Annotated in this window: 21 protein-coding genes and 1 tRNA gene; 9 read left to right on the top strand and 13 right to left on the bottom strand. The window is 54.0% G+C overall.

The genetic code is table 11. The annotated features are described in order from the left end of the window. Positions 1–17: 17 nt before the first annotated feature. Positions 18–902: a hypothetical protein gene (locus H6853_08970; GenBank protein USO03635.1), complete on the bottom strand. Its 885-nt coding sequence runs from the start codon at positions 900–902 to the stop codon at positions 18–20. A gap of 403 nt (positions 903–1,305) precedes the next feature. On the opposite strand from H6853_08970, the gene H6853_08965 reads away from it, so the two are divergent. Beyond that, positions 1,306–2,853 (top strand): hypothetical protein, encoded by a 1,548-nt coding sequence (locus H6853_08965; protein ID USO03634.1) that lies wholly within the window; start codon positions 1,306–1,308, stop codon positions 2,851–2,853. Positions 2,854–2,863: 10 nt separating this feature from the next. Here H6853_08965 and H6853_08960 read toward each other — a convergent pair. Continuing rightward, positions 2,864–2,950: transfer RNA gene (locus H6853_08960), tRNA-Leu, on the bottom strand. Between the two features lie 171 nt (positions 2,951–3,121). Here H6853_08960 and uvrC point away from each other — a divergent pair. Next, positions 3,122–4,957 (top strand): excinuclease ABC subunit UvrC, encoded by a 1,836-nt coding sequence (gene uvrC, locus H6853_08955; GenBank protein USO03633.1) that lies wholly within the window; start codon positions 3,122–3,124, stop codon positions 4,955–4,957. On the opposite strand, the gene H6853_08950 is transcribed toward uvrC, so the two are convergent. Beyond that, on the bottom strand, positions 4,944–5,273 hold the full coding sequence (locus H6853_08950) for a hypothetical protein (GenBank protein USO03632.1): 330 nt from the start codon (positions 5,271–5,273) through the stop codon (positions 4,944–4,946). The genes uvrC and H6853_08950 overlap by 14 nt on opposite strands. 571 nt (positions 5,274–5,844) lie before the next feature. Here H6853_08950 and H6853_08945 point away from each other — a divergent pair. Together H6853_08945 and H6853_08940 are read left to right on the top strand one after the other, a co-directional pair. After that, positions 5,845–6,465, top strand: a complete 621-nt coding sequence (locus H6853_08945) for a polymer-forming cytoskeletal protein (protein ID USO03631.1) — start codon at positions 5,845–5,847, stop codon at positions 6,463–6,465. A gap of 56 nt (positions 6,466–6,521) precedes the next feature. After that, on the top strand, positions 6,522–7,115 hold the full coding sequence (locus H6853_08940; GenBank protein ID USO03630.1) for a hypothetical protein: 594 nt from the start codon (positions 6,522–6,524) through the stop codon (positions 7,113–7,115). Positions 7,116–7,196: 81 nt separating this feature from the next. Here the strand turns inward: H6853_08940 and nth are convergent, their stop codons facing one another. After that, the gene (gene nth, locus H6853_08935; GenBank protein USO03629.1) at positions 7,197–7,844 is read right to left on the bottom strand and encodes an endonuclease III; all 648 of its coding nucleotides are present in this window, start codon (positions 7,842–7,844) and stop codon (positions 7,197–7,199) included. Between the two features lie 329 nt (positions 7,845–8,173). Between nth and H6853_08930 the strand changes: the two genes are divergently transcribed. Further along, positions 8,174–8,686, top strand: coding sequence for a methylated-DNA--[protein]-cysteine S-methyltransferase (locus tag H6853_08930; GenBank protein ID USO03628.1), 513 nt, complete (start codon positions 8,174–8,176; stop codon positions 8,684–8,686). Here H6853_08930 and H6853_08925 read toward each other — a convergent pair. From H6853_08925 to dnaK, 5 genes are all read right to left on the bottom strand, one after another. After that, on the bottom strand, positions 8,681–9,391 hold the full coding sequence (locus tag H6853_08925; protein ID USO03627.1) for a 4-hydroxy-tetrahydrodipicolinate reductase: 711 nt from the start codon (positions 9,389–9,391) through the stop codon (positions 8,681–8,683). The genes H6853_08930 and H6853_08925 overlap by 6 nt on opposite strands. Positions 9,392–9,507: 116 nt before the next feature. Further along, on the bottom strand, positions 9,508–9,939 hold the full coding sequence (locus H6853_08920) for a hotdog fold thioesterase (GenBank protein USO03626.1): 432 nt from the start codon (positions 9,937–9,939) through the stop codon (positions 9,508–9,510). A 2-nt stretch (positions 9,940–9,941) separates the two neighbouring features. Beyond that, positions 9,942–11,105, bottom strand: a complete 1,164-nt coding sequence (gene dnaJ / locus H6853_08915) for a molecular chaperone DnaJ (protein USO03625.1) — start codon at positions 11,103–11,105, stop codon at positions 9,942–9,944. Further along, entirely contained in the window at positions 11,098–11,625 is a 528-nt protein-coding gene (locus H6853_08910) for a dihydrofolate reductase family protein (protein USO03624.1), read from the bottom strand. Before H6853_08910 ends, dnaJ begins: the two co-directional genes overlap by 8 nt. Before the next feature lie 115 nt (positions 11,626–11,740). Next, positions 11,741–13,690 (bottom strand): molecular chaperone DnaK, encoded by a 1,950-nt coding sequence (gene dnaK / locus H6853_08905; protein USO03623.1) that lies wholly within the window; start codon positions 13,688–13,690, stop codon positions 11,741–11,743. 140 nt (positions 13,691–13,830) lie between these two features. On the opposite strand from dnaK, the gene H6853_08900 reads away from it, so the two are divergent. Further along, a complete protein-coding gene (locus H6853_08900) occupies positions 13,831–14,448 on the top strand; it encodes a hypothetical protein (GenBank protein USO03622.1) in 618 nt (205 codons plus the stop codon). Between the two features lie 4 nt (positions 14,449–14,452). Here H6853_08900 and grpE read toward each other — a convergent pair whose 3' ends face one another. The 3 genes from grpE to hrcA all read right to left on the bottom strand — a co-directional run bounded on the left by grpE (position 14,453) and on the right by hrcA (position 17,099). Further along, complete coding sequence (gene grpE, locus H6853_08895; GenBank protein ID USO03621.1) at positions 14,453–15,055, bottom strand: nucleotide exchange factor GrpE; 603 nt, start codon at positions 15,053–15,055, stop codon at positions 14,453–14,455. 12 nt (positions 15,056–15,067) lie between these two features. Further along, positions 15,068–15,958, bottom strand: coding sequence for a hypothetical protein (locus tag H6853_08890; GenBank protein USO03620.1), 891 nt, complete (start codon positions 15,956–15,958; stop codon positions 15,068–15,070). A gap of 73 nt (positions 15,959–16,031) precedes the next feature. Further along, positions 16,032–17,099 (bottom strand): heat-inducible transcriptional repressor HrcA, encoded by a 1,068-nt coding sequence (gene hrcA, locus H6853_08885; GenBank protein ID USO04653.1) that lies wholly within the window; start codon positions 17,097–17,099, stop codon positions 16,032–16,034. Between the two features lie 92 nt (positions 17,100–17,191). Here hrcA and rph point away from each other — a divergent pair, with 92 nt between their 5' ends. Genes rph through H6853_08870 form a run of 3 tightly spaced genes read left to right on the top strand, consistent with a single transcriptional unit; the run spans position 17,192 to position 19,653 of the window. After that, positions 17,192–17,911: a ribonuclease PH gene (rph, locus tag H6853_08880; GenBank protein USO03619.1), complete on the top strand. Its 720-nt coding sequence runs from the start codon at positions 17,192–17,194 to the stop codon at positions 17,909–17,911. Between the two features lie 3 nt (positions 17,912–17,914). Beyond that, entirely contained in the window at positions 17,915–18,496 is a 582-nt protein-coding gene (rdgB, locus tag H6853_08875; protein ID USO03618.1) for an RdgB/HAM1 family non-canonical purine NTP pyrophosphatase, read from the top strand. Next, complete coding sequence (locus tag H6853_08870; GenBank protein USO03617.1) at positions 18,493–19,653, top strand: coproporphyrinogen III oxidase; 1,161 nt, start codon at positions 18,493–18,495, stop codon at positions 19,651–19,653. The genes rdgB and H6853_08870 overlap by 4 nt, the downstream gene beginning before the upstream one ends. On the opposite strand, the gene H6853_08865 is transcribed toward H6853_08870, so the two are convergent. After that, entirely contained in the window at positions 19,595–20,746 is a 1,152-nt protein-coding gene (locus H6853_08865; protein ID USO03616.1) for a hypothetical protein, read from the bottom strand. The two genes, H6853_08870 and H6853_08865, sit on opposite strands and share 59 nt — an antisense overlap. Positions 20,747–20,759 lie beyond the last annotated feature (13 nt).

Here is a 20,759-nt window from a genome sequence, read left to right as displayed (position 1 = left end):
AAGTTGAAAGATAGAATTTATTTTCCAAAAATCAGATCATGACCGGATTTGGCAGGTTTATTGCAGAATTCTTTATGTTCATCCGTCTTTGCTTCTCCCCATGTTTTTGGATCGCAGTAAGCCTCCATCCCTTTGAACATAACGTCACGAGCGGCACTGAGTTTGAACATTCTCTCTTCGTGGCTTTGGAGATTTTCAAGACAGCTCCAGGCCGCGAATTCCTCTTTGGTGATTTTGCCCTCATCAAGAAAGCCCTGAACTGTTTTCGGAGTCAGAGCGTCGAACTTCTGACCCAGAAGGGCCACCGGGGTACCGACAGGTTTGCCTTCATTGTGCCCGCCGGAAATGCCACCGGCAACAATCGTGAATGCCGCGCTCCAGCCTTCGGTCGGTTTGCACATATGCGCGTTTCCTCCGCCTATAATGCTTGGCGCTGTCGGGGAAGACGCCGCGACTTCATTCGTGTTACGGTAACTCCATTTAGAGCCGACATCACCGATGCCTTGAGTCTGGCCCTGCTGGTTTTTTTGCTTTTGGCTCTGCGTCTGGTCCTGTTTAAAGTTCGGATCGTTTACAAAGCTGGCGTCGTTTGAAAAACTTGCATCATTTTCGAAGCTCGGCTTGTTGATGTTCGTCGGGCTCATGGTCACGTTGCCGTTAATGCCGGTGCCGTTGGCGCTGGCGCGTGCGTCAAGATCCGCATTCAGGCTTGCGCTTGATTTTGAGCCGGAGATTGCTCCTGCATTTGAGCTTGAGCTTGAGCCTGAAATCGCTCCTGCGTTTGCGGCGACAGGTTGGGGTTGTTGAACCGGCTGCGGAGGGTTGTAGTAACCACCTGCTACGGCTCCTTTGGAAACCAGGGTTGCGGCAATAAAGTGTTTGGTAAAATTAGTGAAACGCATCGTTTTAATCCTTTTCTTATCGGTATGATTGATTTTCCCTTTCAAGGGCGCGTCCTATACCATGGTGTGTGTACGGTTGACGGGCACAGCTATTCCATAACCCAAAATTTATGTCAAGCTTTTTGTAATGAGCTGCTTACCACCCGTCAATTTTGTCATCGCGAGCGACCATCGGGAGCGAGGCGATCCAGAAAGCCCGGATTTTCTGGATTGCTTCGTCGCCTGCGGCTCCTCGCAATGACGAAAAACTGACGGGTGGTGAGAATGAGCGGAAACCCCCATTTTTTATTTGCATAACGACAAATTATAATATATGTCCTTTTCCGGATCATAGAAAGCCGATGCCGATAACGGGCTGTGCCCGAAATTTTGCGTACATGTGTACGAAAGAGAGTAAACGCCGATGAGTGCGGCCATAATAACATCTGATGAGCGGCCTGCCGCGCGTTCTTTGTTAAGAACGGCCTGGGACAAGGCCGGACCGGCGACGACGGCTGTCGGTACCGGTATGGCCGTGCGTTGGGGACTGCGAACCTTTTTAAGCATTTTCGGTTTATCAAATGTTTTTCTCTCGGCCGCCGTTGGCGGATTGGCGGGGACGGGGCTGGCAATCCATAAGGATTACAAAAAAGCGCGGGCGGACGGTAAAACGCAGGGGCTTGGCTCTTTCCTTCGGGATCATCGATGGAAATACGCAAAAAAATTCGCCTTTAACTCAACACTGGCCGGACTCGCCGTTTTCGGTGTCGAGGAAGGCTGGTTCGAAACCGCGGCAGAGAAACTGCAAAATTCGGAATCTTTCCAGTATGTCCAGGACGCTGTGCGGTCGGGCGTGGGGAGCCTGACGCAAACCTTTATGGCTTCGGCCCGTGCTGCCGGGGAAGCACTGTTCGGGGCGCATACGCCTCTGGCCGCTTCGGCGCACGCGGCGGTAATGCCGCGTGGTTTTCATCCTCATGACTCTTCATTTGAATCTTCATCGGGCGTTGTGCGTTCATTGCCTGAGCCGCAGGCTCCTTTGACATTGGAAGACGACATGCCGGATTCCGGCGTTTTGCCGCCCGGCGAACGGGCCGCCATGGTACTGGAAGGAATTGACACAAGCCGGTGGGATGCGGACACGCGTTTCCATCTGCGCCGTGCGCTGGGAGAGGATTCCGCACTTGCCGCAAGGGGCGCAAAAGAAATCGCCCACAGGATATTGAACGGCGATCTTTCCGGCATAAAGCCGGAAGACAAAGCTCTTCTGGCCTGGAAGATGGCGGATGTCGGCGCAAGTCAAAACTACACGCCTGCAAAAATATTTAAAACCGATATGCAAAGAATAGGATTTATCCCACCGGACGAAAAGCCGGAGATTCCGCGTGCCGTAGCAGCAGAGCAGAAACCTGCCATATTATCGGAAGAGACGCCGCCGCGCGCCGGGGCAAAAGATGTTCCGCCCGGGGAGGGTGCTTCCCTTAAAGACCTGAACGGGATGTTGGAGGGAGTCGATACGAGCAACTGGAGTCATCGGGCCCGTGATGATTTAAAATTCGCGCAAAAGGGCGCTGAATGGGCACGCCAGAACATCGCTCACTATATGGCGAACGGTCAGGAAGGGATCGAGCGTGATTACGATCGAGCCTATGCCATATCAAGGGATCATGGCTTTAGAGAAGACCTGATAAAATACGGGCTGGTGTCTGAAAGCGTTTTGGAAACCGACAAAGTGGCGTTCCTGGTAAAACAGGGGCTTAACCCGGATAATTACGATTTCGTCAAAGGCGCAGACGGCAGCGTTGTCGCCCGTCCGGTCCCTGCCGATCACACGCAGGCCCTGCGGAGCATAGGCTATAATCCTGATGAGTGTACGCGCGTCAGCAGAGGAAGCCGGGGCAGCGCCATATATAATTGTAAAACACCCGCCTTACTACGGATTGCTGCCGATTCTCCTGCCCTGAATTACTAGGCTCAAGCGTTGGTGCGGGTAGGGGGACTTGAACCCCCACTCCTATACAGGAAACAGATTTTAAGTCTGCAGCGTCTACCGATTCCGCCATACCCGCCCGGCGGCCATCTTTTGCTTTTGAAGGTGTTGCTTCGCCGCTTGCGTATTTGATATACGCGGCGCGCCTTGCGCCTGTTCAAAAGCAAAATCTGTTTGCCGATCATGTGCAGTAATGTGTAATTGGGGATCTGTTTGGATTCAAGGCGTAATTTGCCTTATATAAGGACGGATGACACAGATATCTTTACAGCGCGGGGCGAAACTTATTCGCGGGCAGGCCGGGACGCTGCCCGACAGCCCCGGCGTGTACCGGATGCTGGGCGCAGAAGGCGAGGCGCTCTATGTCGGGAAGGCCAATTCCCTGAAGAAACGGGTTGTCACTTATGCCAATGTGGCCAAACTCCCCCTCCGGCTCCAGCGGATGGTCGCGGAAACGGCCTCGATGGAATTCGTGCGCACCCACACGGAAGTCGAGGCGCTGCTTCTTGAATCCAATCTCATTAAAAAACTCAAACCCCGCTATAACGTCTTGCTGCGGGACGATAAATCTTTCCCCTATATCCTGATTACCGGGGACCACGATTTTCCGCAGGTCAAAAAACATCGGGGAGCCCGCAAACCAAAAGGGGAGTATTTCGGTCCCTTCGCCGGGGCGGGCGCTGTGAACCGGACGATTAACGTGTTGCAGCGGGCCTTTTTGCTCCGCAATTGCAGCGACAGCGTTTTCAAAAACAGGACGCGGCCCTGCCTGCAATATCATATCAGGCGTTGCAGCGCCCCTTGCGTGGGAAAGGCGTCAAAGGAAGCGTATGCGGGGCAGGTGGCACAGGCGCACGATTTTCTCAGCGGTAAAAGCCGCGCCATACAGGCCCGCTTCGCCAAGGAGATGCAAAAAGCGAGCGCCGGGCAGAATTACGAACTGGCGGCCTCCTACCGCGACCGGATCAGGGCGCTGGCATCCATTCACGCGCAGCAGGACATTAATGTCGAAGGAATCGGCAACGCCGACATAATTGCGCTGGCGACGCACCAGGGGAAGGCGTGCATACAGATTTTCTTTTTTCGCGGCGGGCAGAATTTCGGCAATCATGCTTACTTTCCGAAGGCTTCCGCAGAGGACGCGCCTGCGCGCATTTTATCTTCCTTTATGGCACAGTTTTATGACGCCAGGCCCGTGCCGCCGCATATTTATGTGGGAGAGATGCCGGATGACAGGGCCTTGCTGGAAGAGGCTTTCCAAACCCGTATCCATTGTCCTTCGCGGGGAAAGCGTAAGCGGCTGGTCGATTTTGTGCACGGGAACGCTGCAGACGTCCTGAAACGAAGCTTCTTGCAGCAGGCGGGAGAGGAGCGTCTCCTGAAAGAGGTGGCGAAGCTGTTTGGACTGGAGGCTCCGCCAGAGCGGATTGAAATTTACGACAATTCCCACATCTCCGGCACCAACATGGTCGGCGGAATGGTGGTGGCAGGGCCGGAGGGCTTTCGGAAGAAAGCCTACAGGAAATTCAATATCCGAAAGGCGGCCGGGTCCGACGATTACGGCATGATGCGCGAGGTCATGATCCGCCGCTTTACAAGGGCTTTGAAAGAAACGCCGGAGAAAGGCGGGGAAGAATGGCCGGATCTTTTGCTGATTGACGGCGGGAAGGGGCAGCTCGGCGCGGTGAAAGAGGCGCTGGAAGAGGTCGGAGTCTGGGACGATTTGAAGGTGGTGGCCATTGCCAAGGGACCGGACCGGAACGCGGGGCGGGAGCAGTTCTTTATGGAAGGAAAGAGGCCGTTTCAACTGCCCGTCAATGATGCGGCGCTTCACTATTTGCAAAGGCTGCGCGACGAGGCGCATCGTTTTGCCATTGGCGCGCACCGCACCCACCGGAAGGGCGATTTGTCCAAATCACCGCTGGATGATATTCCGGGGGTGGGGGCGGCCCGGAAAAAGGCGCTGCTGCATCATTTCGGATCCGCCAAGGCCGTGTCGCGGGCAGGACTCGAAGATCTCCGGAAAGTGGAAGGGGTCTCGAAAGCGCTCGCAGAGAAAATCTATTCTTTCTTTAACGAGGTGTAGGGAAACCGATCGCGGCTTGTTCCTTTTGCGTTAGCCGGCGGGTTTGCACGGTGAAGTCTTCCAGCGGGCCAAAATTGAGATGATCGCCGGGAACAGGCAGGAGGGCAATGAAATGGCTTTGTCCCGGCAGCTTCGCGGCGGCTGCTTCGGAAAAGGAAACGACAACGTATTCTGTAAGGGGTTTGCCGTTATGACAGACGTATCCTTTCCGGTCGCCGCCGTTTTGTTTACAGAATTTTTCTAAGGCATTAAGGGAAGCCCTGTGACCATTCCCTATTGAAAGTTCAATGACGTAATCTGTTTTCGTATTGCGCATGGGGGACCTCTCTCCTTTGAAAAACACACCCTAATAGGCTAAAAAATTATGTCAACAAAAAAGCGATTCCTGTTATTTTCGATACCAAAAGTTTCGAATTAAAAAACGGCCAAGACGCCCGGTATCGAAAATAGATAACCACACAAAAAACCATTTTATTTCAGCATGTTATAATTTTTTCAGAAAAAACCGGATTAAGCTATTGCGCGTCCAAAGAGGGCATGGTAGCGTCTTTTCCATTCTAGATAACGTTGTTTTTGTAAAGCTGTTGCCCTTGACGGGGACGCACGCTTTGAGGAAATAAAAGACCATGTTTCACAGAGAAAAAATCAAGCCGCAGGCCCCTTCGCCACAAGAGGAAACTGCCCCCGGACAGACTGCAGAAGGCGGGCGGGACTTCCGGCGTTCGAAAGTTCTTGAACAAGGCTCGGCCAGAAATTATACCCATGTCGACCCCAAAGAGAATGCGCCTCTGGCAAATGAAAACATAACAGGACCTGTGTCTTATGACCCGGCGCCGCAACAAAATCATAAACAAGTTCAACCCGTAGAAAAAAAGGAACCTCAAGAAATGAATACTTCCCCTAACCAGCCTCAGGACAACAAACAAAACGACCCGGCGCAGGCCGGACGGACCGATATTCCGGGCGGAAACTTCCAGCCCCATGGGCAGAATCAGTCAGGCGGCGCACGTGGCGGATATCCGGGGGCCTATCCGGGTATGGCTTCGGCGCAATCCGGTCCGCAAGGGGCAAACGATTCCTCCAGCGGCAACCGTCTGGTGATTGGAAAAGGTATCACGATGTCCGGTGAGATCGAGGCTTGCGAGCATCTCGTTGTGGAAGGCACTGTGGAAGCGGCGCTGAAAGGGGCGAGTATTCTGGAGATTGCCGATACCGGCGCTTTTTACGGCACAGTCGAAATCGACGAGGCGACCGTGGCCGGCCGTTTCGAAGGCGACCTGACGGTGAAGGGGCTTTTGACCATTCGCTCCGGCGGCTCCATCACGGGTGCAATTGCCTATAAGGAGCTTGCCGTTGAGGCCGGCGCAACGCTTGATGGACGGGTCAGCCCGCTGGAGTCCAAATCCGACGCTTCCGCGCCCAGAAAAGTGATTTCCAAGGGCAATAAAAAGCAGGAAAGCGGCAATGAGCTTCCTTTTGCCGACAAAGTGGTGGCGGCTGCCGAGTAGAAACAGGAAAAGGATAAGGGAAGCCCGCTTCATGGAAGCGGGTTTCTTACGTTTAAATGGTTGTTATCATCTCCCGGATTAAAGATTTTTTGGCGCAGGCTTTTGCGCGCGGCGCCTGCCGTGAGTGGCTTTTGCGCCGAAAAGGTCAAAATTTCGGGCTTGGAACCGCTCTGGCGCTATCTCTGTTTCTGGTGGGAAGCTGCAATAACGCCAATATCGGGTTGTTCTCTTTTTCCGGGAAGACCGCGGATTTGTCCGCGATGAATAAAGGGCAGATGATGCGCTATGCCCAGGACGTTCAGGCGGCGATTGCCCGGACGCCGGAAAACCTGATGAAGCTGCATGGCGAAGAGGTCCGCCTTATTCTTGCCGGCCCCGATCTGGAACGCAAAGACCTGCCGAGCATTGTCTGGCAGTACAGGAATGCGGAGTGCGTTCTGGATGTTTATTTTACGGCGGCGGGAGACAGTGCCGACGCTGAAAACGTGTCGCATTATGAATTCCGGTACCGGGACACGGCCCGCGCAGGCGAGGCGCCTGTCGCCGGAAGCTGTATGCGGGGCCTGTACGAAGACCGCCGGAACCGGATCGCCGAAAGTTTCAGGCAGATTTTCGCGCTCTATATCCAAAAGGACCCGCAGGCGGGTTAGAGCTGCCATCGTTTCTTTTGGACTGCGTTGCTTCGTCGCTCACGTAGGTTTCTACGCTTCGCTCCTCGCGCCTGATCCAAATTAAACGCTGTTTGCTCTCGGCGTTTTTTCCTTATATTCACAAACGGTTCGAACGGGGCACGCGGCGCAGTCCGGCTTGCGGGCCTTGCAGATATAGCGCCCCAGCAGGATCAGCCAGTGATGGGCATGCAGCCTGAAGTCCGGCGGGATCACTTTTTCAAGTTTTTGTTCAACCTTTTCCGGCGTTTTTCCGGGGGCAAGGCCGGTGCGGTTTCCCACGCGGAAAATATGCGTGTCAACCGCAATGGTTGGTTGCCCGAAAGCAATATTCAAAACGACATTGGCCGTCTTGCGTCCGACGCCGGGAAGCTTCACAAGCTCTTCCCGTGTCTGCGGAACGGCCCCGCCGTATTCTTCCACCAGAATTTGGGACAGCCTGTAAATATTTTTGGCCTTGGTGTTGAACAGGCCGATGGTTTTGACGTGCTCCCGGATTTTTTCTTCCCCCAGCGCCGTCATTTTTTCGGGCGTGTCGGCAGCGGCAAAGAGGGCGGGGGTGGCTTTGTTAACCCCTTTATCTGTGGCCTGGGCGGACAAAACGACCGCCACCAGCAGGGTAAAAGGGTTGGTGTAGTTCAACTCCCCCTTGGGCGCGGGATCTTTTTCCTGTAAAAGCCGGAAGAATTTCTGGATATTTTCCTGTTTCATTTTATTGACATAACCATAAAACTGTTGTAAAAATCTGATCTTAAAGAAGAGGGAGTGTAACTATGGGTGTTAATGAAGAGTTTGGCAAGGAAGCCGGTTCAGGACGAAATTTTAGGGCGAATTGTCCGAAGGAAACACAATGGCCGCGGCCTAGACCGAAAGGCGGGTTGATAACGGAGGCTTCCCCTGACAATTTAGGGAACCTGTATGAAGTGGGAGAGGATCCTGTTACCCGTCGGCGCATTTACAGCCCTCATCCTGCTGCGCCCGAGAACAAATAGCTCTCAGCAATATTTTCTTTTTATCTCATGGGGCGTATACTCAGCCCCATGAAGAAAATTACCTATGGCATTCATGAGAGCCCTTTGGGCAAAATGGTGCTGGGCATGAGCGAAAAGGGCGTGTGCTGGCTCGGTTTCATGGTTTCCAGGAAAGCGGGGGCGTATAAAGGCGATGGCCTGACCCGTATGAAGGCATTCTTTCCCGAAGCCGCTTTTATTGAAGATGAGACCGCGACAAAAGACATGGCGGCGCGCGTTTTGAAGGCGTGGCGGGAGGACCGCCTTGCCGATATCCCGCTTGATTTGCGCGGCACGGATTTTCAAATTTCCGTTTGGCAGGCGCTTCTTAAAATCCCCAAAGGGCAGGTCGTAAGTTACGGCGATGTGGCCAACGATATTGGAAGCCCCAACGCCTCGCGCGCCGTGGGAACGGCGGTTGGTGAAAATCCTGTCTCGCTGGTCGTGCCGTGTCACCGGGTCGTGCAAGCTTCCGGCAAGCTGGGCAATTACGGATGGGGCGTAGGGCTGAAAGAGAAAATTCTAAAGGCCGAAGGTCTATAGATCCAGCACATCCCGCATGGTGTAGAGACCGTTGGGCCGGTCTTTGGTCCATAGCGCGGCGCGCAAGGCCCCCTTTGCAAAGATGCTTCTGTCCGTTGCCTTATGACCGATTTCCACGCGTTCGCCCGCGCCGAAAAAGGTGAGCGTGTGTTCGCCTACAACATCGCTGCCGCGCTGGACGGCAAAGCCGATATCGCCGGCGTTTCTTTTGCCGCTGCGGTCCGTTACAAAATTCCCGCTGCCGCGACCGGCCTGCGCCGCTTTCCCAAGTGCTAGCGCCGTACCGGACGGGGCGTCGATTTTGTGTTTGTGATGGGTCTCCGAAATTTCAATATCCCATTCCGGGCCGAGGCGGGCGGCGGCCTGCTCCACAAGCGCCAGAATCATATTCACGCCGACGCTCATATTTGCCGCATGCACGATAACCGTTTCCTTCGCGGCATCCGCCATTTCTTTTTCGTCTTTTTCGGTGAGGCCCGTGGTGCCGATAATGAGAGGGGTATGGTTTTTCGCCGCCAGCCAGATATGCTTGCGCGTGGCGTCCGGCACGGTGAAGTCAATCACGCAGTCGGCCTCTTCAAAAAGGGCGGCGGGATCGTCGCCTTCTTCCGTGCCGCCGAAATAGGAGAGCCCGTCCTGCGCTTCTATTTCCTGCACCAGCATTTGCCCCATGCGGCCCTTGTAACCTGTAATGCCTGTTTTCATTTTTCGTCCCTTTTTAGCCGTAAATTATTTTAACACGAAGGAAACAGAGTTAAAGAAGACCACGAAGTTTTTATTTCTTTTCTTCGTGTTAAAAAATCTCCCGTGTTGAAAGCAGATTAAATATCCTTAATCGCCAGAGTCAAACGGGAAGTGCAGTTCATTTTTCCTGCATCATTGAAAATATCAATCTGCCAGACATGTATGCTGCGGCCGGTCTGGACAGGTTTGCAAATGCCTGTAACCAGCCCCTCGCTTACGGGACGTAAATGGTTGGCGTTGATCTCGATGCCGACGCCGCGCTGCTTGTCCGGGTCCACGCACATCCAGGCCGCGACGCTGCCGAGCGTTTCCGCCAGCACGCAGGACGCCCCGCCATGCAAAATGCCAAAAGGCTGCACGGTGCGACCGTCAACGGGCATGGTCGCCTTCAGATAATCCTCCCCGATTTCCGTGAAGCGGATGTCCAGATGCCTGTTGATATGATCTTTCCGCAGGCCGCGGGCTTCGTTCAAATCCTCAAGCGTGTATTCTTTAAACCAGATGGACATTTTTACTCCGTTAAATCATCCCAGAGGGCTTTCATTTTTTTGATGAAAGAGCCGGATTCCGGAGAGTGTTTGTCAGGATTGCCGCGCCCTAAATCTTCCGCCAGCTTGCGGAAGAGGTCTTTTTGGCTTTTGTCCAGATTTACCGGCGTTTCCACAAAAATTTCGATATACATGTCGCCGCGCGACGCGCTGCGCATGACGCTCATCCCTTTGCCTTTGAGGCGCAGCCGTGTCCCGGTTTGCGTGCCTGCAGGAATCTTCACCTTGGTACGGCCGCCTTCAATGGTGGGGACTTCGATTTCATCGCCCAGCGTGGCCGTGGTCATCGGGATCGGAACGCGGCAATGCAGGTTGGTCACATCCCGGCGGAAAAATTTATGCGGCTTGATGGCAACAAGAACATAAAGATCGCCGGACGGCCCGCCGCGCATGCCCGCTTCGCCTTCGCCGGTGAGACGGATCCGCCGCCCGCTATCAATCCCTGCCGGGACATTGACTTTAAGGGTTTTTTCACGGCGCACGCGGCCCGTACCGGAACATTTTTTACAAGGATTTCGGATAATCTGGCCGGCCCCGCCGCAAGTGGAGCAGGCACGCTCAATGGTAAAAAATCCCTGCTGCGCGCGCATGCGCCCCGCGCCGTCACAGGTGGGGCAGGTTTCCGCAGAGCTGCCCTTTTCCACGCCGGAGCCGCTGCATTCCCCGCAGGTATCGTTGATAGGAACCTTGATGGTGATTTCTTTGCCCTTAAAGGCATCTTCAAGGGAGATTTCCATCGTATATTGCATGTCCGCGCCGCGCATCGCGCCGCTGCGTCCGCCGCCCATACCGCCGCGCGCGCCCATATTCCCGAACATGTCTTCAAAAATATCGGAAAAGGCGCCGCCAAATCCCTGAAAGTCGGACGGGTTGAATCCGCCCGCGCCGCCGCCGCCCATGGAACCGTCAAAGGCCGCCGCGCCGTATTGATCGTAGGCGGCGCGTTTTTGTTCGTCTTTTAAAACGTCGTAGGCTTCGTTGAGTTCCTTGAATTTGGCTTCGGCTTTTTCATCATCCTTGTTCTGGTCCGGATGATATTTCAGCGCGAGATTGCGGTAGGCTTTTTTAATTTCCGCCGCGTCCGCGTCTTTGGAGACGCCCAATGTTTTGTAAAAATCTTTAGACATTATGGTTCTCTATTTTATATTTTAATAAAACAGAGCCATTCCCTATCTTTTCAAAACTTTCCAAGGACAAGTCGGTTTCACATTTATCCTCTTTTAGAAAGGGAATCCCGCCCCCTAGAAGATAGGGAGAGATGCAAATATTAATTTTGTTTACGCATTTTTCTTTTAAAAACAGAGCGTTAATTTGTGCTCCACCACAAACAAGAATGTTTTTAAGCCCTTCTTTGTTTAGGGCGTAAATAATATTTTCAGGAGACTCCGATGAGAAAAATACGTTTTCTGAGGGGGATGTTAATTGGTCATTCTGCGTAACAACAATGGTGCGGGGCGTTCCTATCTCGTTAAAGTCTCCAGCCTTTATCATTTCATCATAAGTATGGCGCCCTACAATCAAGGCATCGGATTTTTGAGCAGTCCCCACATAAACCTTCCATTCTTCATCAGAGATGAAAGGAACCGAATTATCTTCTTTGGCAATAAAGCCGTCAGCAGACATGTTCATGAAAATAGTAACTGTCATTTTTTCAGGTTCTATATGAAAACGTCATTGCGAGGAGGGCTGAAAGGCTGACGCGGCAATCTATTGTTTTGGATTGCTTCGTCATATTCATTCCTCGCAATGACAGTTGTTAAGTTTAAGCCGATTTTTTGTCGTCTTCGGCGTTTTCATCCACTTCGGTGAAATCCGCATCGACGACATCATCATCGCCGGCGGAAGCGCTTTCACCTTTATTCTCCGGCGCGGCGTTATCGGCCTCTCCGGCGGCATCTTCCTGTGCCTTGCGGTAGGCCATTTCGCCCAGCTTCATGGAGGCCTGCATCAGCGCATCCGTTTTTTCTTTCAAGACATCGACAGAGCTTCCTTCATCTTTCAGCGCAGATTTAAGGTCTTCCATCGCCGCATCGATGGCGGTTTTTTCTTCCGCCGGGACATCGCCGCCCAGATCCTTGATCGTGCTTTCGGTCTGATGGATCAGGCTTTCGGCACCGTTGCGGGCTTCAACGGCGGCGCGGCGCTCTTTGTCTTCATCGGCATGGCTTTCGGCATCTTTGACCATTTGCTCAATATCGGCATCGGATAATCCGCCGCTGGCCTGAATACGGATTTGCTGTTCCTTGCCGGTCGCTTTGTCCTTGGCGGAAACCTGCACAATCCCGTTCGCATCAATGTCGAACGTCACTTCGATTTGCGGCACGCCGCGCGGCGCGCTTGGAATCCCCACAAGATCAAACTGTCCCAGAACCTTGTTGTCGGCGGCCATTTCCCGCTCTCCCTGAAAGACGCGGATGGTCACGGCAGACTGATTGTCTTCCGCCGTCGAAAAGACCTGGGATTTTTTGGTCGGGATGGTCGTGTTCCGGTCGATCAGACGGGTAAATACCCCGCCCAATGTTTCGATTCCCAAAGACAGAGGTGTCACATCCAGAAGCAGGACGTCTTTCACGTCGCCTTGCAGCACGCCGCCCTGAATGGCGGCGCCGTCGGCCACGACCTCATCCGGGTTCACACCCTTATGCGGTTCCTTGCCGAAGAAATCCTTGACGGATTCAATGATTTTGGGCATGCGGGTCATCCCGCCGACCAGCACCACATCGTCGATATCGGACGGTTTCAGCCCCGCATCTTTCAGGGCGGCCTTCACGGGATCTTTGGTGCGTTTGATAAGATCATCGACAAGGCTTTCCAGCTTGGCGCGGGAGAGCTTGATGTTCAGGTGTTTGGGGCCGGAAGCGTCCGCCGTGATAAAGGGCAGGTTGACGTCCGTGCTTTGCGCGGAAGACAGTTCGATCTTCGCTTTTTCCGCCGCTTCTTTCAGGCGCTGCAACGCCAGCTTGTCTTTGCGCAGGTCGATGCCTTGTTCTTTTTTAAATTCATCCGCGAGGTAATCGATAATGCGCAGGTCAAAATCCTCCCCGCCGAGGAAGGTGTCCCCGTTCGTGGACTTGACTTCGAATACGCCATCGCCGATCTCCAGAACGGAGACGTCGAAGGTTCCGCCGCCAAGGTCATAAACGACAATGGTGCCGGAAGCTTTTTTATCCAGCCCGTAAGCCAGCGCCGCGGCAGTCGGCTCGTTGATAATCCTCAGGACTTCCAGACCGGCAATTTTACCGGCGTCTTTCGTGGCCTGACGCTGGGAATCGTTGAAATAGGCCGGTACGGTAATAACCGCCTGATCGACTTTTTCCCCCAGGAAATCTTCCGCCGTTTCCTTCATTTTCTGCAAAATCATGGCCGAAATCTGGGACGGTGCCATTTTTTCGCCGTCCACTTCCACCCACGCATCGCCATTGTCTCCCTTGATGATTTTAAAAGGGGTCTTGCGGGCCATATCCTTGACTTCAGGATCGTCAAACGGCCGGCCGATCAGGCGCTTGATCGCGTAAAGGGTGCTCTCAGGATTGGTGACGGCCTGACGCTTGGCAGGCTGCCCGACAAGGCGCTCGCCATCTTTGGTGAAGGCCACCATCGACGGGGTCGTCCGCGCGCCTTCCGCATTTTCAATAATTCTGGATTCTTTGCCGTCCATGACGGCAACGCAGGAATTCGTGGTTCCGAGGTCAATTCCAATGACTTTAGACATGGTTTTTATCTCCTTATAATAAGCAAGAGTTATAGCCTCTCCGTTGACCGGTTCAACCAGAAAAGCCGTTTTTCACACATAAAAGCCCGTTTTTCACAGCGCTCTTAACGGTTTCTGTTATATCAAAAGGGGCTGGCGGAGTGCAAGTTTTAGCGTTCTTTTTTACCACAGAGACACAGAGGGCTCGGAGAACAAAAGATTTTACAATACGTAAAACGCATGATATTCAAAGCCATTCTAAAAAAATCGAGGGGGGTGTAATGGTCACTGGTTGTAAGAGTTATGGAAGGCTTTGGCATGTAACCGTTAAGGAACAGATGGCAGATAATCGGCTCTTTTTTGATTTGATCGAAAAGGTTGGAAAAAATCTGCAAAGCCTGAAAAAAGCAAGATACCTTTCTTCCAGACGTATTCAGATGAATAGTCCTGAGATTACAGCACGGTTTCGTATTGACTTCGGAGAGGCGCACGATCCAACCCTTTTTATTGATATCTGTTCTGCATCGCTCATAGGTGTGGATGTTTCTCTTCACGAAGGAAGGAAGGAAAAAGGGTATTCAGAGAGGAACCTGACTGAGGAAGAGCGGCTACGGAAGGCAGGATTGATCCCCTTCCAATCATTTTCGAGCAGCGCAAAGTTTATGGAACATTTGGAAATGACACATCCGGAGGTCCAAGCCTTGTCTGCTTCAGAGGCGGATTCTTACCTTGATAGACTGAACAGTTTTATTAAGACCGTTGCGGAAATGCGGCCGTGAGGCGTTAAGCTTCCTGATCGACGTGCCCGCCGGGTTGGCCGGGGCCGTTTGCGCCGGAGTCTCCCTGCGCCACGCCAACCTTCGCGGCGCGGAGCAGACGCCCGCTCAAAACATAGCCCGGTTCAATCACCTGAATGATGGTGCCGCCCGCTTTGCCCGGCATGGGGGCTTCGAACATGACTTCATGGAAATTCGGATCAAAGATTTCATCCAGCGGCTCTATCTTTTGAATGCCGTGCCGGTCAAAGACCTTGAGGATTTCGCGCTCCATCGCGGAAAGACCTTCCATGACGTTGGACAGGCGCGGATCGACGCCTTTTAAGTCTTCGGGAATGGCGCCAAGGGCACGGGAGAAATTGTCCGAAAAATCCAGCAGGTCTTTGGCAAAGGACGAAACGGCATACTTTCCCGCGTCATCGCGTTCTTTCAGGGCGCGTTTTCGCGTGTTTTCCCCCTCCGCCAGCGCCCGCATCAGACGGTCTTTGGTTTGGAGAAGCTCCTCTTCAAGCGCGGCAATGCGCACATCGGAAGCGTTCCCCGGCATTTCTTCCGCGGATGTTTCTTCAGCCTCCGGCTCCCCTTGCGGTTTTTCTTCTGGATGAGTCATATATTTTTATTCTTACAATTTCGTTCCGGGTCTTGTGACATAGACCTGAAGAGGGACCGGCGTCAAGACCCTCCCTTTCGGGCCGTCATAGGGACGCCCTACGGTAATTTTGCCAAGTTCCGCATATCCTTCTTCCCCGATCGTGCCGAGAATATGCCCATCGTCATCGTTAAAATAACCCGTGAAACCGCCGCTTTCGCTGTAGGCCCCTTGCGCGCCTTCAACCGGCGTCAGGGCGCGCATTTGCGCGAATTTTACAAGCTGTTCCTTAATGTTTTCGCCTTTCCGGGCCATCGGGACATGCAGCGCGACTTGACCGCTGTTATTAAATCCAAGGGTCATCCGGTCTTTCTTTGCGCCCGTAAGCTCTTTTGCCTTGAAGACAACCATGCTTTTGGGAATCAGGCTGATGCTTTTGTCCGAGGCCATGATGTCGTAATAGTCGGCAATGGAGCCGTTGGAAAAACGGATTTGACGGATTTCGCGTTTTTGAAGATCTTTTTTACTCAGCACAATCAAGGCGCTCGACATTTTATTGCCGGCAGGACACTCAAACTGCACATCCTGCGTTTCGATTTTTCTGCGCTGGTAATCCTTGACCTTCACATCAAAATAATACGGGTCGATAAAGGTGGCTTCATATTCCAGCGGTGTAATGTCCCAGCATCCGCTGACGACATCCGGCACGGTCATGAGAACGCCGAACTGGTCTTCCGGGTCCATAAAGTCGTAATGGACAAGGGAAAGCTCTACGACGGACGGCTTGATAAAGCCGTTATCCGAAAGACTGCGCCGCTGGAGCGCACGAATGACATCCGCCCCTTCGTTTTTGAAGGTAGAGCCGGGCGCATAGACCTGCGTTTCCTTCTCCTGCGCGAACGCACCGGAAGTCCCTGAAAACATAACCATCAGAATAAGAAGTAAAAGACGCAAAGGTAAACGCTCCCGTAAACGAAATCCTGTAGCAAGAATAGCTTTATTCGGCGTGCCGGGCAAATGCTGCGTCGCTCAATGCACAGATTTTCCGGCGGATAATGTCGGCGGTGACATCGATGCTGGGGATAATCTTGGCATAGTTCAGCCGTGTGGGCCCAATGACGCCCACCGCGCCGATCACGCTATTGCTCGCGTTGGTATAGGGGGTGAGAATCATGGCGTATCCGCTGCTTTCAAAAATCGGGTTTTCAGACCCGATATAGATTTTAACGCCGCCGCCCTGCGCGGCTTCTTCCAGAAGTTTCGACACCGTTTCCTTGGCTTCCAGCTGTTCCATCAGAAGGCGGATGCGCTCGAGGTCATGCAGGGCGGAGGTGCCAAGAAGATTGGCGTGTCCGCGCACGATAAGCTGCCCGTCCCCGGCTTTGATGGCCAGCCCCGCTTCGATCGCGGCGCTGGTGAGGTCCCCGAGTTCGCTCCGGCGGGCGCGGATTTCCGCCAGAAGGTCTTCGCGCATGGCCGCAATGGTTTTGCCGTGGAGGCGCTCCGAAAGAAACGCGCCTGCTTTTTTCAGCATATCGCCGGTCATCCCGCGCGGAATGTCCATGATCCGGTTTTCGACAATGCCGTCCTCCGGCACGATGATGGCGAGCGCCCGCCCGGGCCCCAGCTCAATAAATTCGATATGGCGGATGGATTTGTCGGCTTTGGGGGCAAGGACAAGCCCCGCGCTGGCCGAGAGGCCGGAGAGCATGGCGGACGCTTTTTCAAGCATCCCGTTTATATTGGTGCCGTCGTCCGCGCATTTCTCTTCCAATGCGGCGCGTTCGGCCCGGCTTAGTGTGCCTATCTCCAGAATGCCGTCGATAAAGCACCGCAGGCCGCGGTCTGTGGGCATGCGGCCGGCAGAAACATGCGGGGCGCAAAGCAGGCCGAGATCCTCGAGATCCGACATCACGTTGCGGATCGTGGCGGGAGACACGTCAAAGTTTCTGGAGAGCGTGCGCGAGCCCACGGGATCGCCCGTGCGCATATAGCTGTCCACAATATGACGAAAAACCTCGCGGGCCCGTTCGTCCAGATCCAGTAATGCGTTTTCCTTGTCCATCAGGGGGGAATATAAAGGGCTTTTGCGCATTTGACAATTTATGCGTAGGTCTTACAGTGCCGCGAAACAACAGAAAAATGGAGAATGAAGCTATGCCCCGTCCATCCGGCCGTAAGATTGATGATTTGAGACAAATCGAGCTGATTCCCGGCTTTTCCAAACATGCCGAAGGGTCCTGCCTTGCCAAATTCGGCGATACGCACGTCCTTTGCACCGCGACGGTCGAAGAGCGGGTGCCGGGCTGGATGCGGGGGCTTGGAAAGGGGTGGGTGACGGCGGAATACGGAATGCTGCCGCGCTCCACCAATTACCGGATGGACCGGGAGGCAGCCAAGGGAAAGCAATCGGGCCGTACGCAGGAAATCCAGCGTCTCATCGGGCGGGCTTTGCGCGCCGTGGTGGATATGGAGAAGCTGGGCGAACGGCAGATCAAGGTCGATTGCGACGTGATACAGGCCGACGGCGGCACGCGCACGGCTTCCGTCACGGGCGGGTATGTGGCGCTTCAGGAGGCCGTCGACCATCTGGGCAGGCTGGGCGTTTTGAAAGAATCGCCTTTGACCGATACCGTGTCGGCGATTTCCTGCGGGATTTATGAAGGGCTTTCCATTCTCGACCTGGATTATGCCGAGGACAGCGGGGCGGAAACGGATGCGAATTTCGTGATTACCGGCAAAGGCGGCATTGTCGAAATCCAGGGCACCGCCGAGCAGGACCCGTTCAGCGAAACCCAGTTCATAGAGCTTTTGGAGCTGGCCAAAAAAGGCTGCACGGAACTTTCCGCGTTTCAGAAAGAGGCGCTGGGCGTTTAGGAAATGAACACATTACTTCTGGCGACACATAATCAGGGAAAAATCCGGGAGTTTGAAGGCTTTCTTTCGCCCCTCGGGATTGCGCTGAAATCCGCGGAGGATTTCAAGCTGCCGGAACCGGAGGAAACTGGAAAGACCTTCGCCGAAAACGCGATTTTAAAAGCGCAGGCCGCGTGTGACGCCACAGGTCTGCCCTGCCTGGCGGACGATAGCGGGCTTGTCATTGATGCGCTGGACGGCGCGCCGGGGATTTATTCCGCCCGATGGGCCGGGCCGGAAAAGGATTTTAAAGCGGCGATGCAGCGCGTCCATGATGAGCTTGGAGGCATGGACGGGACACAAACGGCGCGGTTCGTCGCGGTGCTGGCGCTGGTTTTGCCCGACGGCACGCAGGAGGTTTTTGACGGCACGGCAGAAGGCGTTTTGACATGGCCCATGCGCGGCGAAAACGGGTTCGGATATGACCCCTTTTTTGTGCCTGAAGGTTACGAGATCACTTTTGGCGAAATGGAGCCGTCTCAAAAGAAATTATTGAGTCACCGCGCCAAGGCGGTCGAAAAATTTTTGCGCTACCTGAAAAGATGAACGACCTTTTTTCCGTTTATATTCACTGGCCTTTCTGCATTTCCAAATGCCCTTATTGCGATTTCAATTCCCATGTCAGTGAAACGATAGACCACGAAGACTGGGAAAAATCCTATCTTCAGGAACTTGATTTTTATGCGGGTCTGACAGAAGGGCGGCGGGTGAGCTCTGTTTTTTTCGGGGGCGGCACGCCTTCCTTAATGCAGCCCGAAACGGTCGCCGCGATTGTTGATCGCATCCGGAACAACTGGTCGATGGCGGAAGACGCCGAAATAACGCTGGAGGCAAACCCGACCTCCGTCGAAACGGAAAAATTCAACGCGTTTAAACGCGCGGGCGTCAATCGTGTTTCCATCGGGGTGCAGTCTTTTCAGGACAAGGATTTAAAGTTTTTGGGCCGGCAGCATGATTCCAAAATGGCGATAGAGGCCATTGAAACCGCAAAAAGTATTTTCGGGCGCACCAGTTTCGATCTGATCTATGCGCGCCCCGGTCAAACGCTTTGCGCGTGGGAACAGGAACTTCGGACGGCGCTCAAATATGCCGGCGGGCATTTGTCGGCCTATCAACTGACGATCGAGCAGGGTACGCCGTTTTATATGCGCCGGGAGCGCGGGGATTTTTCAATGCCCGGGGAAGACCTTGCGGCGGATTTTTACGAATTGACGCAGGATATTTTATCCGCGCACGGCCTGCCGTCCTATGAGGTGTCCAACCATGCGCGCGCCGGGGAAGAGTCCGTTCATAACCTGACCTATTGGCGCTATGGCGATTATGCGGGGATAGGGCCGGGAGCGCACGGACGCCTTACGCTGGGCGCAGAAAAACAGGCCACGCGCGGACATCGCGCCCCGGATGTCTGGCGGCAAAACGTCAAGGAGAAAGGCCATGGCGGGCATCCTTTCGAGCGGATTTTCGAAAGGGAACGTTTTATCGAGTGTCTGATGATGGGCTTGCGGCTGCATGAGGGCGTTCGTATTTCAAAACTGGAAGAAGAGGGCGGCGATTCTTTTGAAACGTTGCTGGATCGAAAGAAGCTTGAATGCCTGAAAGGGGAAGGGCTGGTCGATTGGGATCAAGAACGATTGTGGGCGCAGCCTAAGGGGCTGGCGTGTTTGAACGGGGTGTTGTCGTATCTTCTGCAGGCGCCCCTATGAGCGGGTTTCCGTTCAATGAAAAACTTCCGTCTTCGTTTAAGGCGATGTCATAGCGTTTTATTTTTTCGCCTTTTGCGTTTTGATCTTCCTGACCGAGGGCGTCGATCAACAGGAGCTTTTGGAAAGTCGTTTGATATTTCTCCTGTTGTTTCAGGGTGGAAAGGAGAGAGTCGAGATTTGTCATTTCCCCTTTTAAATGTCCTTTTGCGCCGATGGCAGAAGAGGCGTCGGCGGTGACGTCCCCTTCAAAAAACGCTTTGTAAACAGAGTTGCCAAAGCCGAGTTTGTTTACAGCCAGTTTCGTTCCGGCCTGCGAGAGCATTTGCGGCAAAAGGATCATGGCCTGAAGGCCTGCGAGCTGTTTTGCGGAGGCGGTCCCTTTCATTGTTTCCTGCAGCGTTGTGCGCCCAAGCCGGGTCAGCTCCGCAACAGGCAGGTTGCTCAGGCCGATATCAATATCCATGTATGCCGGAAAAACCGGATTTTGTCCTTCGGGGGCCGTATTCGTTTTCAGTCCGTCGAAGGAGGCGCGCAGCGCAAAGTCTGCCCCGGCGGGCGAAAGAATATCCAGATCCAGCCGCAGATTGTCAAGCGTGACGGCCGTCTTGTCGCGGGAAGAGATTTTTATGTTTCCATAGGCGGCATGGAGGGTGCTGAAAGTCTCCAGCGCTTCGTCCCAGACGCCGGAGAGTTGTTGCGCCCCCAAATGGACGCGCATGGAAAGGTTGCCTTCCGTATCGAACCACGTCATCGGCGTTGGCAGCGCAATGGAAAGCCGCCATTTTCCTTCCTGTCCGGCCGGCGTGGCGTTCAGGGCAATCATGCCGATTTCCGCGCGCCGCCCTGCCGGATCGACGAGGGTAATGTGCGGCAGCGTAATCGCATAGTAAGTCCGGGCCATTTCAACGGTGAGGACGCCTTTCGTCTCCAGCGCGCCGCCGGAAAGTTCACGCACGGCCTTTTGCCGATCCAGAAGAGTCTGGACGATCGTCCTGATGTTTTCAGCCCCTGCCTCATCGATGGGGACGGCTGCGCGCGCGTTTCCTGAAGCCAGAATGCAAAAGGCGGTTAAAAACAGGAGGGTGCGCAGCATGAATAAAAGGCTC

Source organism: Rhodospirillales bacterium (assembly GCA_023898765.1).
GTDB lineage: Bacteria > Pseudomonadota > Alphaproteobacteria > Micavibrionales > Micavibrionaceae.
Note: the sequence above shows the minus strand (reverse complement) of the source record. Positions and strands in the feature narration are given on the sequence as shown.